Source organism: Actinoplanes sp. GCM10030250 (assembly GCF_042666575.1).
Taxonomy (GTDB): Bacteria; Actinomycetota; Actinomycetes; order Mycobacteriales; family Micromonosporaceae; genus Actinoplanes.
The window spans coordinates 12,977-28,424 of sequence record NZ_JBHTDO010000052.1 but is presented as its reverse complement, the minus strand read 5'-3'; the positions used below and the strand labels follow the sequence as shown (position 1 = coordinate 28,424).

15 protein-coding genes are annotated in these 15,448 nt (G+C 70.3%); 4 read left to right on the top strand and 11 right to left on the bottom strand.

Annotated features, from left to right (window positions below; translation table 11 throughout):
* Positions 1–17 precede the first annotated feature (17 nt).
* Positions 18–1,811, top strand: coding sequence for a bifunctional metallophosphatase/5'-nucleotidase (locus tag ACFQV6_RS40575; protein ID WP_378033046.1), 1,794 nt, complete (start codon positions 18–20; stop codon positions 1,809–1,811).
* A 51-nt stretch (positions 1,812–1,862) separates the two neighbouring features.
* Here the strand turns inward: ACFQV6_RS40575 and ACFQV6_RS40570 are convergent, their stop codons facing one another.
* The 4 genes from ACFQV6_RS40570 to ACFQV6_RS40555 form a co-directional block, all read right to left on the bottom strand.
* Entirely contained in the window at positions 1,863–2,486 is a 624-nt protein-coding gene (locus ACFQV6_RS40570) for a hypothetical protein (RefSeq protein ID WP_378033045.1), read from the bottom strand.
* A gap of 79 nt (positions 2,487–2,565) precedes the next feature.
* Complete coding sequence (locus tag ACFQV6_RS40565; protein ID WP_378033044.1) at positions 2,566–3,426, bottom strand: MerR family transcriptional regulator; 861 nt, start codon at positions 3,424–3,426, stop codon at positions 2,566–2,568.
* 78 nt (positions 3,427–3,504) lie between these two features.
* Entirely contained in the window at positions 3,505–4,947 is a 1,443-nt protein-coding gene (locus ACFQV6_RS40560; RefSeq protein ID WP_378033043.1) for a serine/threonine-protein kinase, read from the bottom strand.
* A 254-nt stretch (positions 4,948–5,201) separates the two neighbouring features.
* Positions 5,202–5,627, bottom strand: a complete 426-nt coding sequence (locus tag ACFQV6_RS40555) for a hypothetical protein (protein WP_378033042.1) — start codon at positions 5,625–5,627, stop codon at positions 5,202–5,204.
* A 292-nt stretch (positions 5,628–5,919) separates the two neighbouring features.
* Here ACFQV6_RS40555 and ACFQV6_RS40550 point away from each other — a divergent pair, with 292 nt between their 5' ends.
* Complete coding sequence (locus ACFQV6_RS40550) at positions 5,920–6,270, top strand: STAS domain-containing protein (protein WP_378033041.1); 351 nt, start codon at positions 5,920–5,922, stop codon at positions 6,268–6,270.
* Positions 6,271–6,430: 160 nt separating this feature from the next.
* On the opposite strand, the gene surE is transcribed toward ACFQV6_RS40550, so the two are convergent.
* From surE to ACFQV6_RS40520, 6 genes are all read right to left on the bottom strand, one after another.
* Positions 6,431–7,267 (bottom strand): 5'/3'-nucleotidase SurE, encoded by an 837-nt coding sequence (gene surE, locus ACFQV6_RS40545; RefSeq protein ID WP_378033040.1) that lies wholly within the window; start codon positions 7,265–7,267, stop codon positions 6,431–6,433.
* A gap of 26 nt (positions 7,268–7,293) precedes the next feature.
* Complete coding sequence (locus ACFQV6_RS40540; RefSeq protein ID WP_378033039.1) at positions 7,294–8,235, bottom strand: 1-phosphofructokinase family hexose kinase; 942 nt, start codon at positions 8,233–8,235, stop codon at positions 7,294–7,296.
* Positions 8,236–8,291: 56 nt separating this feature from the next.
* Complete coding sequence (locus ACFQV6_RS40535; RefSeq protein WP_378033038.1) at positions 8,292–8,603, bottom strand: hypothetical protein; 312 nt, start codon at positions 8,601–8,603, stop codon at positions 8,292–8,294.
* 55 nt (positions 8,604–8,658) lie between these two features.
* Complete coding sequence (locus ACFQV6_RS40530; protein ID WP_378033037.1) at positions 8,659–9,573, bottom strand: cation diffusion facilitator family transporter; 915 nt, start codon at positions 9,571–9,573, stop codon at positions 8,659–8,661.
* Between the two features lie 280 nt (positions 9,574–9,853).
* Complete coding sequence (locus tag ACFQV6_RS40525; protein WP_378033036.1) at positions 9,854–11,977, bottom strand: HelD family protein; 2,124 nt, start codon at positions 11,975–11,977, stop codon at positions 9,854–9,856.
* A gap of 328 nt (positions 11,978–12,305) precedes the next feature.
* Positions 12,306–13,280, bottom strand: coding sequence for an alpha/beta fold hydrolase (locus ACFQV6_RS40520; RefSeq protein ID WP_378033035.1), 975 nt, complete (start codon positions 13,278–13,280; stop codon positions 12,306–12,308).
* Between the two features lie 170 nt (positions 13,281–13,450).
* Between ACFQV6_RS40520 and ACFQV6_RS40515 the strand changes: the two genes are divergently transcribed.
* Positions 13,451–14,083 carry a carbonic anhydrase gene (locus ACFQV6_RS40515; protein WP_378033034.1) on the top strand — a complete coding sequence of 211 codons (633 nt, stop codon included), beginning with the start codon at positions 13,451–13,453 and terminating at the stop codon, positions 14,081–14,083.
* A 214-nt stretch (positions 14,084–14,297) separates the two neighbouring features.
* On the opposite strand, the gene ACFQV6_RS40510 is transcribed toward ACFQV6_RS40515, so the two are convergent.
* A complete protein-coding gene (locus ACFQV6_RS40510; protein WP_378033033.1) occupies positions 14,298–14,624 on the bottom strand; it encodes a hypothetical protein in 327 nt (108 codons plus the stop codon).
* A gap of 243 nt (positions 14,625–14,867) precedes the next feature.
* Here ACFQV6_RS40510 and ACFQV6_RS40505 point away from each other — a divergent pair, with 243 nt between their 5' ends.
* Positions 14,868–15,359, top strand: a complete 492-nt coding sequence (locus ACFQV6_RS40505) for a DUF3145 domain-containing protein (RefSeq protein ID WP_378033032.1) — start codon at positions 14,868–14,870, stop codon at positions 15,357–15,359.
* Positions 15,360–15,448 lie beyond the last annotated feature (89 nt).

Sequence of the window (15,448 nt, the reverse complement as noted above, 5' to 3'; positions counted from 1 at the left end):
CGTTAGGGTTCCTCGTTATGAGCCTTCCCAACGGTGTATCGCGGCGCGGCGTGCTGGCCGCGTCCGCGGCGACTGTCGCCGCACCGCTCGTCCTCGGCGAGCCGGCCACCGCCGGCCCGCGGGGCGGCGGCAAGCCCCCGCAGACGTACCGGCTGACCGTCCTGGGCACTTCGGACACGCACGGCAACGTCTACAACTGGGACTACTACAAGGACGCGGAGTACGACGACGCCGGCCACAACGACGTCGGCGTTGCCAAGCTGGCCGCGCTGGTGAACAAGCTGCGTGCCGAGGCGACCGGTCCGGTGCTGGTCCTCGACGCGGGCGACACCATCCAGGGCACGCCGCTGGCGACGTACTTCGCCAAGCAGGAGCCGATCACCTCCACCGGTGAGAAGCACCCGATGGCCCGCGCCATGAACGTGCTGCACTACGACGCGGTCACCCTGGGCAACCACGAGTTCAACTACGGCCTGCCGCTGCTGAACCTGTGGATCCGCCAGCTCGGTTTCCCCGCTCTGGCCGCCAACGCGATCAGTGTCCGGACCGGAAAGCCGGCCTTCACCCCGTACGTCATCAAGAAGGTGCCGGTCGGCCGGCACGGTCCGGCGCTGCGCGTCGGCATCCTGGGCCTGACCAACCCGGGCTCGGCCATCTGGGACCGCGCCAACGTCGAAGGCAAGATCCAGTTCACCGACATGATCGCGTCGGCGGCGAAGTGGGTGCCGATCATGCGCGCCCGCGGCGCGGACGTCGTCCTCATCTCGGCGCACGGCGGCGACAGCGGCACCTCCAGTTACGGCCCGGAGCTGCCGAACGAGAACCCGACAGCGCTGATCGCCGAGCAGGTCCCCGGCATCGACGCGATCCTCTTCGGTCACGCGCACCGAGAGGTGCCGGAGCGGTTCGTCACCAACCTGACGACCGGGCAGCAGGTTCTGCTCTCCGAGCCGTCCCGGTGGGGTCAGCGGCTCACCAGGATGGACTTCGACCTGGTCCGGGAGAAGGGCCGCTGGAAGATCACCACCAAGGCCGCGACGACGCTGAACACCAACACGGTCGAGGCCGACCCGAAGGTGCTCGCGGCCGTCAGGAAGCAGCACGACAAGACCGTGGCCTATGTGAACCAGGTCGTCGCGACCTCGACCGAGACGCTCTCCGCCGAGACCTCCCGGTACGAGGACACCCCGATCCTCGACTACATCAACAAGGTGCAGACCGATACCGTCACGGCGGCGCTGGCCGGCACCGCGTACGCGAGTCTGCCGGTCCTGTCGATCGCCGCGCCGTTCAGCCGTACCGCGGTGTTCCCGCAGGGCGAGGTCAAGATCAAGGATGTGGCCGGGCTCTACATCTACGACAACACCCTGGAAGCGGTCGTGATGACCGGTGCCGAGGTGAAGGCGTACCTCGAGTACTCGGCGAAGTACTTCGTCACGCTCGCCCCGGGCGCACCGGTCGACCTGGCGGCGATCAGCGACCCGGCGGTGCCGGATTACAACTACGACGTGTTCTCCGGCGTCGACTACGACATCGACATCGCGCAGCCGGTGGGCAGCCGCATCACCAGGCTCCAGATCGGTGGCGTGGACGTGGACCCGGCCGCCCAGTTCGTGGTGGCGGTGAACAACTACCGGCGCTCCGGCGGCGGGGGCTTCCCCGGCATCGTGAAGACCCAGGTCTACAACGAGCAGCAGGAGATCCGCCAGCTGCTGATCGACTGGGCGCAGGCCAGGGGCACGATCGACCCGGCCGACTTCTTCGTCAAGAACTGGCAGCTCGTCCGCGCCGGCGTGCCGATCGCGTTCTGACCTCAGTCACCGGCGGGCCGGGCTGCCCAGCCCGCCGGTGACTGATCGAATTCATTTCGCCAGCTCCCAGTTGCCGCGTTCGTCGGCCTTGATGAACAGCGACTGCCGGCCGCCCTCCGCCTTGAACGTGCAGAGGTAGGTGCGCAGCCCGTCCGTGCGGTCGCCGTCCGGCGTGCACGTGGGGTCGGAGACGTCGAGGGCGAGCGCCTTCTCGACCCGCCCGTCGTTGAGGATCGCCTCCTGCACGACCTTGGTGATCGCCTGCTCCCGGTAGTCCAGGTAGACCGGGACCGCCACCCTGAACAGGGCCAGCCAGAACACGGTCGCGAGCACCAGCGTCACGCCGAACGCGATCCAGTACGGGGCTCGCTTGTGGCCGTACCGACGGGCCTTTCCGGCGCGCCGGAATGCCGACACCGCGCCCAGCAGGCTGAAGAAGAACGTCAGGACCACCACCGGGCGCCACGAGGGTGTCTCCGGCCGGCCGCCGAGGTGCACCTCCTCGGGGTACTGGACCAGCAACTGGCCGTGCCTGTTCTCCGGATCGCCGTACGGAGGGACCAGCCCTCCGTACAGCGGTTCGGCCGCCTCCGCCGCGGGGACGGGAGCCGCCGGGCTCGCCCACGGTGGAGCCGTCGGGTAGTGCCCGGGCTCCGGTGGAGTCTGGACTGTCATGTGCGGGCCTCTCGGTCGCGGCACGGTTGTGATCCCGCGCCGACGGAGCAGATCGGCCGTGCGCACGCCGAGTTGAGGGTTAGTTTTCGCGAGTTGCGAATGCGGTGCCGTCGAGGGGTACCTGCATCTCGGTGACCCATTTGTCGAAGTCGTCCGGCGGGCAGTCGAGGTAGACCTCGCGGGCGAAGCCGGGGCCGGCCGTCCGGTAGCCGTTGTCCTCGATCCAGGTGCCGATCTGCTGCCCGGTGCGGAAGGCCTCCGACATCGAGCCGTGGTGCAGGGCGGTCGCCGCGTCGATCGGCGGGAGCTCCACCACGTCGAAACCGGCGCCCGGAGCCACCTCCCCGCTGATCGGGAACGCCGCGTGCACGGTGATCGTCTCGTCGCCCGGACCGGTCGGCGCGGGTTGGTAGTAGGCGATCGGCGATCCGGTCATCGGTACGCCGGCCTGCTCCATGAGTTCCATCAGCCGGGGGTAGAGCGGGCTGAGGTTCTCCGTTATCGAACTCGGGTGGTCGTAGCCCGCGGCGGTCGCGGACAGCTCCGCGACCCTGATCGCCGGGATGTGCTTGAGGACGACGTCAGCGGTGTCCATGTGTCCCTCCGTCTCGATCAGCCGGAGACGTGCGTCGACCAGGGCCAGGCGCGCGGTGTCGCGATGGACCTGTGCGGCCAGTTCGGCCCGCCGCAGCCGCAGCATCCCGCGCAGCTCGCCCAGCTCCAGCTTCTCGTCGATCATCGACTGCACCTCGGTGAGGCTGAAGCCGAGATCCTTGAGAGCCAGCACCCGGTTGAGGACGCTGAGTTGCTCGGCCGCGTACCAGCGGTAGCCGCTGTGCGGGTCGACGTGGGCGGGGCGCAGCAGGCCGATGGCGTCGTAGTGACGCAGCATGCGAACCGACACGCGACCCAGACCGGCGAAGTCTCCGATGCTCAACATGATCGGTCCACCGTCCTCCCTGACACTGTGTCAGGGTCAAGCGCCGTGAGGGTCAAGCGCCGTGAGGGTCGAGCGCCGTCAGGCGCCGCCGCCGGTTCCCGGCAGCTCCGGGTCGATGGTCGGCACCGTGGTGGGCACCGTTGTGGGCGCCGTGGTGGTCGGCTGCGTCGTGGGCGCTGTCGTCGTCGGCTCGGTGGTCGGCTCGGTCGGCGTCGGCGGCTCACTGGGGGTCGGCGACGCCGAGGACGGGCTCGGCGACGAGCTGGACGACGAGTTGCGTGTCCTGTTCGGCTTCTTCACCGGGTTCTTCGTGGGCTCGCTGGAGAACTCGACCTCCTCGCTCACCTCCGGCACCGGCGGCGTCTCCCGCACCTCGGCCTGCTGCCCCGGATTGCTGGTGGGGTCGCTGCCCCGGTCCTGCAACGCGAAGATCAGGCCCAGGCCGCCGGCCACCGCGAAGAGCGCCAGAATCGCGATCATCAGGAACCGCTGGGTGGACGACTGCCCGCCGCGCGAACCCGAGAAGGACGCCCCGGCCGGGACCGGTCGTGGCGGAGGGTTGTGCGGCATCGGCACGGGCCGGGGCGGTGTGGCCGGATTCAGCGGGGTGGTCGGGAACTGGCCGGTGCCGAACCGCGCCGCCGGGCTGACCGGTGCGGTCAGCGAGGTGCCGGTCAGCCGTTTCCAGTCCAGTGGACCGGCGGCGGCGAACGCGGCCTCGGCGAACTCGGCGGCGCTCTGGAAACGGTCGGACGGCTGTTTCGCCATCGCCCGGGAGATCAGCTCACGAACCTCGTACGGCACGTCGTCGGGCAGCGGGGCCGCCTCGTCCTCCAGGTGGCGAAGCGCGACCTGGAGCGCGTTGTCACCGTCGAACGGCGGCCGCCCGGCGATGCAGTGGTAGGCCACCGCGCCGAGTGCGTAGATGTCGGTGGCCGGCGTCAGGTTGCCCTTGGCGACCTGCTCGGGAGCCATGTAGAGGGCGGTGCCGACGATCGCGTTGAGACCGGTGACGCTGGTCATCGCGTTCGACCGGGCGACGCCGAAATCCACCAGGATCACCGCGCCGGTCGGCTTGACGATCAGGTTGCCGGGCTTCACGTCGCGGTGCACGATGCCGTTCTCGTGGGCGGCGTGCAGCGCGTCGGCGGCCTGCGCCACGATCGACATGGTCTCGGTGACCGGGATCGGGCCCTCTTTGACCCGGTTGGAGAGCGGCTCGCCCTCCACGAAGGCCATCACCAGATAGGCGACCTTCTCCGGGCCGTCGTAGTCGCCGTCGCTGGCGTAGTCGTAGACCTCGACGACGCCGGGGTGCCGGAACGCGGCCATCATCCGGGCCTCGCCGTAGAACCGGGTGGCGAACTCCGGGTCCTCCAGCATCGCCGTGCGCAGCACCTTCACCGCGACGACACGGCCGAGCACCACGTCGGTGCCCCGCCAGACGTCACCCATCCCGCCGGTGGCGACCCGCTCGTCCAACCGGTACCGGTTGTCGAGGAGATTTCCCGCACTGAGCACCAGCGGACCTATCTGATCGGGCGGCCCGGTCAGGGTCCGCGGTAGCAAGCCGAATGCCGCTCAAGAGTACAGATGCGTGCCCATCAGCGGGAGGTCAGCGGGGGTACCCGCGCGGCCGGCCGAGGGCACCGGCGCGTGGCGGCACGACAGTACGGCGGTGACTGTGTCCGAGGCCACTCCGATCGACCGGCGCGGGACATGGCCATGGGGGCAGGCCGGCCTGCCCCCATGGTTGTTCCCGCTGTCCGGACCGGTCAGGTCTCGTCGTAGGTCGGTGTGACCACGATCGCCGTCTCGGCGAGTTCGAGCTCCTCGTCCTCGGCCTGCCGCTCCAGGGCGGCGCGAGCCGTACCGGCGACGACCCAGCCGAGGGCGAGCCCGAGCAGGCCCACGCCGGCGATCAGGCCCCATGGCCGCCGCGGCCGGTGGCCGGCCAGGGCGTTCGCGGCCGCGTTCGCCCGGTACCAGGCCTCGTCTGTGACGTTGCTGACCCGATCGCTCGTCCGATCGGCCAGTTTCCTGCTCTTACGGCTTGCCTTGCCGGCCAGATCGGACGCGGTGCCGGCCGCCGAGTCCGCGGTATGTTTCCCGGCCTCACCGGCGGACGACATGGCCGTGGAAAGGTACTCCCAGGCCTGGTTCGCCGTCCGCTCGGCCCGGTTCTTCCTGTTCGAGAACATCTCGGTTACCTCCTGCGGTGGCCCTTCGGGGTCGCCATACCCCTCAGGGGAATCGGGCAAACGTCCGTTGTGGACGCCATCACGGTTGAGAAACGATTTGACGTCCCGCAGTACTCTTGACCACGTTCACACGGGCCACTCAGGTGTCTAACAGGTTCGGCGCCTAACCTTGCGGTCAGTTTCACCGAACCTTCCGGGGGTAGTCGGTCCGCCCTGCTCAGCAGGGGTGGGCCGGTGGCCCGCGAACAGAGGAACAACGCCCGGAGATGCTGGGCGGGTGGAGGGAAGAGGCGTGACGCTGTCGATAACGACGTCGACGCTGGCCGACGGCGCGGTTGAGGTCTCGCCGCGTGGCGAGATCGATGTCGAGAATGCGTATGAGATTCGTGAAGCGGTGGCTGCTCAGCTGGCCGAGGCCGGGCGTACCCGGATCGAGCTCGACATGCGGCACGTGACCTTCATCGACTCGGTGGGTATCAGCGCCCTCGTGGCCGCTTTCCAGCTCGCCGGGGTCAGCGGCGTCAAGCTGATCGTCACCCGGCCCAGCCGGTTCGCGCACCGTCAGCTCTGGGTTACCGGGCTGCTCGGCCTCTTCGGCAACCCGCAGCCCTACGAGGAGGCCGTGACCGCCGCCGGCGCCTGACACCGCCAGGGCCGCGCAGCCGCCAGTGCCTGACGCCGCCGGGGCCGTGCAGCCGCCAGTGCCTGACGCCGCCGGGGCCGCGCAACCGCCTGACACCGCGAGGGCTGCGCTCCCGGCTGACACCGCCAGGGCTACGCAGCCGCCTGACATGGCCGGGGCCTTACCGGGCCGGGCTCTGTACCCGGATCGCGTCCACGTTGATCCGGACGCTGGTGTCCTCGTGTGGTGCCCTGATCGGCGTGATCACCGCGAAGTTGTCGGCGAGGGCGGCCAGGTCGCTCCCCGGGTCGAGATCCTCCTCCGCGGCCTGCACCGCTGTCCGTACGAAACCGTCGCCGGCTTCGGCGATGCTCATCTGCACCTGGCCGAACCGGGCCAGGGACGCCTGGCGCAGCCCGCGGATGCCATCCACGTGCAGGTCCGGCACGTTCAGGTTGAAGATCGTCCCGGGTGGCGTGTGCAGCAGCGACGGCAGCACCCGTACCGCCAGGTCGGCCCCGCTCGCCCAGTGGTGCTGCTCGTCGTCGATCCGGTCCAGGGCGGCGATGGCGGCGCCCCCGCTCGCCGCTGTCGCGGCCGCGGGGGTGAGCACGTCCAGGGACACGGCCAGCCCGTAGAGGCCGGCGTGCGAGGCGGTGAGGGTGGCTCCCACGGTGCCGGAGTGCACCACTGCCGCTCCGGCGTTGGCGCCGCGGTTGATGCCGGAGAGCACCACGTCCGGCGCCGGCCCGAACGCCTCCCGCAGGGCCAGGAGCACGATGTACGCCGGTGACGCCGCTACGCCGTACGCCGCAATGTTCTTGGCGCCGGCCAGCTCGCGCTCCTCGAAGCAGATCTTGCCGTCCTGGACGACAGCCGTCATCGAGGCGCTGCTGCCGCTGGACTCGCTCAGCGGCGCCGCCACCACCACGTCGTAACCCGCGTGCGCGACCGCCCGTGCCAGCCAGCGGATACCCGGGGCCTCGATGCCGTCGTCGTTGGTGATGAGAATCCTCATTGGCACCTGATTGCCCGGTTCGCCGCTCATGATGCCTTCCGGAGAGGGGTCAGCTGGACCCGTTCGGTCAAAACGCGCACCGCGTCCACGTGGCCGGTGCCGAGCCCGTGCCGGGTGACGTTCAGCGCGCCCGCCGCCGCCCCGGTCCGGACCGCCTCGTCCATCGGGCCGCCGTTCGCCAGGGTCGCCGCCACCCCGGCCGTCATCGAGTCGCCGGCGCCGCGGTGCTCGGCGGGCGTGAGCCGGGGGAGCGCGACGCTGTAGATCTCGTCGTTGAACAGGGCCAGCGCGCCCATGTCGGCCCGGGAGACCAGCACCGACTCGGCGCCCCGCTCGTGCAGGTGGATCAGCGCCTTGGTCAGCGACTCGGTGGAACCGTCGGCCGCGGTCCCGTCCGCGATCAGCTCCTCGTGGCTGATCTTCAGGACCGAGATGCCGGACTCCAGGACCGCGGAGAGGTGCCGGCTGCACAGGTCGGCGATCACCTTGCAGCCGTTGGCCCGCAGGTCGGCGGCGAGGCGGCCGTAGACCTCCGGCTTGATCACGGAGGGGTGTGCCGGGCCGCTCAGGATCGCGATGCCGGCCCGCAGGCCCTCGGCGAGCGTCAGGTTGTAGAGCTCGTCGAGCTCGTGCCGGGACAGCGGGGTACCCGGCCGCTCGGCGATCTCCTGGCGGCTGCCGCCGCGGCGGTCGTGCACGTACCACCCGCTGCCGTGCTCGCGCATGACCAGGCGCAGCGTCACGCCGGGCAGCTCCAGCAGGGGGCTCAGCACCCGGCCGACCTCCCCGCCGGCGGCCGCGCACAGCGTCACCTTCGCTCCCAGCGATGTGATCATCCGCGTCTGCCAGATGCCCTGCCCGCCCGGGTGGACGTGCAGTTCGGGCTCGTCGTGATGTTGTTCGATGGTCACCGTCAGCTGGGGCGCCGGTGCGAAGACCATGACACGGCCGTCACTCATGTCTCGCATTGTCATCTTTTTGCGCATCCGGTGTGGCGGATCGCAAAAAGAACAGATGCCCCGTTCTATGACTCGAGCCCCCGGGCCGTCAGGTCCCGGAGAGCGCCGATCAGCTCGGGGTGAGCGCGGAGCAGCTCCTCCAGGCGGATCCGCCATTTGCCCGCTTCCAGGTCGTACACACCGCGGTCGCCACCGGTGCGGGCGGACTCGGTCAGCAGCCGCTGCCGGGTGTCGTTGAGCGCCTCGTGGATGTCGGGGCCGAGGAGGTCGAGGACCAGGGCGGCGAAGGCGCCGGACTGCGACCCGCCGGCGGCACGCACGAAGGCACGCGCGCCGTCCCAGACCACCCGCGGCTGATGTATGACCGTCTGTGACATGGGCAGATCTTCTCCCACCGGATGTGATGATCGCCATACCCAGGGCGGGCGACGATCACCAGCCGGTCGGGATGCAGTGCCGGCCGCCACCGGCGGGCTCCACCTGAAGCGTGGCGTGGTCGATCGCGAAGTCCTCGTGCAGCGCCTCGCGGGCCACCGTCAGTACCGCGCCGAGCTCGGCCGCCGCGTCCAGGCTCAGGTGTGCCGAGGCGACGTCCATGCCCGAGGTCAGCGTCCAGACGTGCAGGTCGTGGACGTCGCAGACGCCCGGGACGGCGGCGAGCCGCTCGCGCACGGCGGTGATGTCGACGTGCTCCGGTGCGGCCTGGACCAGGATCCGGACCGCGGAGCGGCCCAGCGACCAGGTGCGGGGGAGGATCATCAGGGCCACCACGACGGCGACGATCGGGTCCGCGTACGCCCAGCCGGTGCCCCAGATGACCAGGGCCGCCACGATCACCCCGACCGACCCGAGCAGGTCACCGAGCACCTCCAGGTACGCACCGCGAACCGCGATGTTCTCCTTCGCCCCGGATCGCAGCAGCGCGAAGGCGGCGATGTTGGCGACCAGGCCACCGATCGCGACCAGGAGCATCCAGCCGGCCGGGACCTCGGGCGGGTCGGAGAACCGGCGCACCGCCTGCACCAGCACGAACCCGGCGACACCGGCGAGCAGCAGCGCGTTGGCGAGGGCCGCCAGCACCTCCAGCCGGTACAGCCCGAAGGTGCGGCGCGAGTCGGTGCCGGCCCGGCCCGCGGCGGTGATGGCGGCCAGGGTCATGGCGATGGCGAGGACGTCGGTGAACATGTGCCCGGCGTCGGAGAGCAGGGCGAGCGAGCCGGTGAGCCCGGCCGCCACCGCCTCGACGACCATGAAGACGGTGAGCAGGCCGGCCGCCCACCAGAGGTTCTTGCGGTGCCGGGCGCCGCCGTGCAGTGCCCGGGTGCCGTGGTCATGGCCGGCTCCCATGGTGTCCACCTTCCGTCGTCGCGCGGGCCGTCGCCAATGTATGCGCACATTGCTATATATGCAATCGGTGCTGCGGAGCACTCCGGCGCGTGGGAATCCGGAGGACCCGTTACGCGGCGGAAAGGAAGTTTCGTGCTTCGGCGTACCCTTGCGGCCGTTTTCTCTCCACCGTCCTGGCGGTGACCGTAGCCGCCCAGCCCGCCACCGCGGCGCGGACCAGCGCACCGCCCGGCACAATCACCCTGCCGGGCGGTTTCCCGCCCGAGGGCGTCGCGACTCCCTAACCCAGCCACCCGGGGTCCGTGCCCACCGTGGTCAGCCGCTGCGTCGCGCGCGACAGCGCCACGTACAGGGTGCGCACCCCGGCCTGGTCGGTGGCGATCTGCGCCGGCTCGACAAGAACCACCGCGTCGTACTCCATGCCCTTGGCCTCCAGCGCGGTGACCACCTGGACCCGCTCCGGCAGCCCGGCCACCCAGCCGGCCACCTCGTCCCGGCGGGGCACCGGCATGATCACGCCGATCGTGCCGTCGACCTCGGTGATCTGCTTCTCGGTCAGTTCCCGCACACAGTCCGGCAGGCTCTGCGTGGTGGTCACCACATCGGCCGGCTCGACGCCGGTGCTGCGCACGGCCGAGGGCAGCGGCAGGTCCGGCATGATCGTGCGGATCACCTTCGCCGCCACCTCGAAGATCTCCGAGGAGTTGCGGTAGTTGGTGGTCAGCGCGTAACTGTTGCGCTTGCGGGTGCCAAGGGCACGCTCACGGGAGCGGTCCAGCTCGGTGGGATCGCCCGACCAGGCGGTCTGCGCCGGGTCACCGACAACGGTCCAGGACGCGTACGACCCACGGCGCCCGATCATTCGCCACTGCATCGGTGACACGTCCTGGGACTCGTCGACCACCACATGGGCGTACTCGCGGTAGTCCTCCTCGCGCTGCACCTGCTGCGCACGGGCCGCGGCCTGACGGTCCGCGAACGTGCTGACCTCCTGGATGCCGTCCCGCACGTGGAACGGGTTCTTGTTCTTGCGCTGCGGCTGGCGGGGACGGCCCATCAGCTCGTCCAGCTCGTCCAGCAGCGCCACGTCGGCGATGGTCGGTCCCTCGGCGGCGAGCGCGTCGAACGAGCCCTGGAGGGCGGCGATCTCGTCTCGGGACAGAACACCGTTCGCGTACGCCCGGAGCCGCTTCGGATCGGACAGCCACCGCAGCACCCGCATCGGGGTGAACCGCGGCCACCAGGCCTTCAGGAACTCCCGGAAGTCCGTCCGGTCGGCCAGCTCCGCCTCGAACTCGCGCTTCTCCGGCAGCCCGCTGACCCGGTGCTCCCGAGCCTGGGCCCAGAGCGCGTCGAACACCTTGTTGAAGCCGTGCCCGCGGACCTCGTTGCGGCGTGCGCCCCGGGGCAGCGCCTGGCGCCGGATCCGGTCCAGATCGGCCGCGGCCAGCCGCAGCAGCGTTCCGCGGTAGAGCATGCGGAACTCGGTCGGCGCGTCCGGCACCGCGTCGTGCGAGGCGCGTTCCAGCACGCGCCGCATCCGCAGGGAGCCCTTCACCGCGGCCACCGCGCCGGAGTCCACCCTCGTCGCGTCGTGACCGGGCACCAGCGATCCCAGCGACCGCAGCGTGGCGGTCTCCTCGCCGAGCGAGGGCAGGACCGTCGCGATGTACTCGACGAAGACGCCGGACGGGCCCACCACCAGGATGCCGCCACCGGCGAACCGGCTGCGGTCCGAGTAGAGCAGGTACGCCGCGCGGTGCAGGGCGACAGCGGTCTTGCCTGTACCCGGGCCGCCGGTCACGATCGTCACCCCGCCGGCGGGGGAGCGGATCGCCTCGTCCTGCTCCCGCTGGATGGTCGCGACGATGTCCCGCATGCCGCGGCCGGTCGCCTTCGCCAGGCTCGCCAGCAGCGCGCCGTCGCCGACCACCCGCATCTCCGCCGGGGCGGCGTCCGGGTCGAGAAGGTCGTCCTCGATGCCGATGACCCGTTCCCGGCTGGACTGGATCATGCGGCGGCGGATCACGCCGAGCGGCTCGGCCGCGGTGGCCCGGTAGAACGCGGCGGCGGCCGGCGCGCGCCAGTCGACAACCAGCGGCCGTGACTCCCGGTCGCGGATGCCCATCCGGCCCACGTAGTGGGTGGCGTCGGACTTCAGATCCAGCCGGCCGAAGACCAGGCCCTCGTACTCGGTGTCCAGGGTGTGCCGGCGGCGGGCCGCGTGGTAGACCATCGCGTCGCGTTCCACCAGGGCGCCGAAGGTGCCCACGCCGGCCAGTTGGTAACCCTCCTTCTCGGCCCGGGACGCGTCCTGGCGCAGCTCGGCGAGGCGGGTGTAGACCCGATCCACGTGCTGCTGCTCGACCGCGATCTCCTGCTGAAGGACGGTGGCGTCGCTCAAGTCGCCTTATCTCCCTTGTATGCGCACCGAGAGCGCTTGCGCCGCCTGCACGGCGGCGCCGCTCCCCGGTTCGCTGTCTTCCTGCTCGCGTGCCACCAGCGCTGGGGGTCCGCTTGATTACCTGCCATCACCTGCAACCAGGGGGCAATCGAATCTACTCCTGGGAGGCTGTCCAAGTCGACGGCACCTCCCCTCGTCCGCCGGTCACCCCCGTCGGCGGACCTTCCACGATCGTCGCCGAGGCGTTGCGCGGTGCCGGTTTCTGCGGAAATAGTCCGATGTCTGAACGAGCAAGTGGCCCGGTGGCATCGGGTGCGCGCCCCGGGTTTCAGGCGGCTTTCCGGCAGTCGGTGCCGGTGGATTCCCCGCGCACCATCCGGCGCCGGGAGCGCTTCGCGTCGCGGGCGACCCGGCGGACGATCGTGACCAGTGCCTGGGAGACCCGCTCCGGGCGCTCCAGCGGGAGCATGTGGCCGGCGCCGGGCAGGACCTCCAGCTCGGCGCAGGGCAGCGCCTCGGCGATCGAGTCGGCGCAGGCCGTCGGGGTCAGCCGGTCCCGGTCACCGACGAGCACGGCGGCCGGCATGTCGCCGCGCTCGGCGAGGGTGGCCAGGGTGGCGAGGCGCTGCTGGGCGCCGATCGACGCGCGGAAGCCGCCGATCGAGCGGAGCGGGGCCCGGCCCACGCTGCGCATGGTCAGCCGCAGCGACTCCTCGGTGCAGTCGTCGCCGAAGAGCAGCCAGCGCAGTGCCGGGCGCAGGGCGGGCAGCACGGCCCGGTGCGGGCACCAGGCGCCGGAGCGGGCGAGCAGGCCGGCACCGAGGGTCTCACCGGCGCGCAGGACGGTCGCCACGTGGGGTGGCAACCCGTACCGCGTGTGGGTGTGGCCCTCGGCGGTCGTGGAGACGAAGCACAGGCCGGAGACCCGGGTGGCGAAGTCGTCGGGGTGGCGGTGGGCGTACTCCATGATCGTCATGCCGCCCATCGAGTGACCCGCCAGAACGACCGGGCCGGACGGAGCGAACCGGCGAATGACCTCCGCCAGGTCGTCACCGAGCTGGCTCAGGGTGGCGGAGCGGCGCCGGGTGGCACCGGAGCGGCCGTGGCCCCGGGTGTCGTAGGCGATCACGCGGGGCGCCTTGCGTCCCATCGCGCCGAGCGCCGCCACCTGGTGCTGCCAGGTGCGCCGGTCCAGGCACCAGCCGTGCAACAGCACGACGGTCACCGGCGCGTCGGCCGGGCCGGACACGTCGACGTGCAGCCTGACACCGTCAGAGAGCGTGATCTCCGTACGCTCGGACATGGGCACCTCCGTGTGGTCCACGGCCCCGCTGTACCCACGGGTAATAATCATCACTCGCGATCACCGGCTTCGCCACATTTTTCGGTTCGGGACTTCCGGCCCTGGCGGACAGACAGTGAGTTACCTCGCAATCACTTTCCACCCGCGCCAGGAAGGCCAAAATCTTCCTCATGACGCCAACGCGTGATGCCCAGGTCATCAGCCCCGCCGAAGCCTTCAGCAAGCTCATCACGGGCAACAAGCGTTTCGTCTACGGCACCCCGCGCTACGGGCACGACGTCACGCAGGCCGCCGCCACGGCGGGCGGACAGCAGCCGCACTCGGTGGTGCTCGGCTGCATCGACTCGCGGGTGCCCCTCGAAGCGATCTTCGACCAGTCCTTCGGTTCGATCTGCGTGGTCCGCTCCGGCGCGCACGTGCTGGACCGATCGCTCATCGGCTCGGTCGGTTTCGCCGTGGCGAAGCTGGGCGTCTCGTTGATACTGGTCGTCGGGCACAAGCGCTGCGGCGCCGTGCACGCCACTGTCGAGGCGCTGCGCTCCGGTGAGATCTCCGAGGGCGAGGTCGGCTATCTGGTTGACCAGCTGGCGCCGGCGGTGCACGAGGTGGGGCTCGACGACCCGGACGCCGCCGAGAAGGCTGTGACGGCGCACGTGGCCCGGACCGTCGAGCGGCTGCGCCGGGTCGACAGCCTGGCGGCCGCGATCGCGGCCGGCACGGTGAAGGTCGAGGGCGCCGTCTACGACCTCGACAGCGGCCGGGTGGAGTTCCTCTCACCGCCCAGCGAAGATCCTTCGATCTGATCATCACCGGGCGCGATCTTTCGACCCGGCCGTCATCGGGCTTGATCTTCGACCCGGCCGTCATCGGGCTTGATCTTCGACCCGATCACCATCGGGCTTGATCTTCGACCCATCGCATCGGGTGCAATCTTTTGACCTGATCATCATCAGACGCGAAAAGGCGCCTCCCGGTCATCGACCGGCAGGCGCCTTTCGTGGAACGAGAGCGGCTTGCTCAGCCCTCGAAGATGCCCGCGTCGGCGAGCCGCTTCTCGGTGGCGTCCCAGCCGTCCTGCGGGCTGGCGCTGTGCAGGCTGTTGAGCTCGGCGCGAATCTTGGCACCGTGACCTGCGGCGGCCAGCACCCGGATCTCCTCGACGAAGGCGTCCGAGTTGGTCTGGAGGTGGGTCGTCTTGCCATTGGTCAGATTGCGCACATACGCGAAGCGGCCATTGGCGAGCGGGATGAGGTATTTGTACTCACCGAGCACGCTGAGGGCGCCACCGGCGCTCTGTCCGGCGCGGACTGATGCGCGCGCGGTCTTTGAGGTGTTGCTCGCCACGGCGGTACTCCTTGGAGAAAGCAGAAACGCATAAAAAAGGCCGTAGCAACTCTACACGATGACCCGTGGCCCGTGCCGTCGGAGCAGGTAAGGCCGTTGCACAAGGTATGCCACTACGGCAGCTCCCATAGTCGATGTTGCGGATTCTCTGGCGCACCATCCGTACCAACCGGCATCATGGAGCACGATCAACCGCGGTCGAGGTCGTAGGGGAAGACGCACCTCGGTCTCCGGGAGGTCACCGTGCCAACGTGTGGCGTCGTATACGTCCACTCGACCCCACTCGCCGTGTGCCAGCATGTCGAGTGGGCGATCGCGCGCGTCCTGACAGCGCCGGTCAATCTGCAATGGACCGTGCAACCGGTCGATCCCAGCATGCGCCGAGCTGAGTGCAGCTGGACCGGCCGAGCCGGTACTGGTGCCGAGCTGGCTGCTGCCCTCCGGCAGTGGCCCATGATCCGTTTCGAGGTCACCGAGGAGCCCAGTGCGGGCGTCGACGGGGAGCGCTTCATGCACGTCCCCGGCCGCGGTCTCTTCCACGGAGTCATGGGCGCGTCGGGCGACATCCAGATCGGCGAGGACCGGCTGCGCTCCCTGATGGCCTCGGCCCGCGCGCCCGAGGCCCTGGCGCATGCCCTGGAAAAGGCACTCGGCACCGCCTGGGACGCCGAGTTGGAGCCATACCGTTACGCCGGCGACGGCGCACCGGTCACGCTCCTGACCCGGGTCGGCTGAGGCCGGCCCGTCCAGGGCGCACCCGACGCACCGGCGCGAAGCCGGTGCGGCGACCCCGCACGGGCCCTGACCGGAGCCGGCTGGTGGCG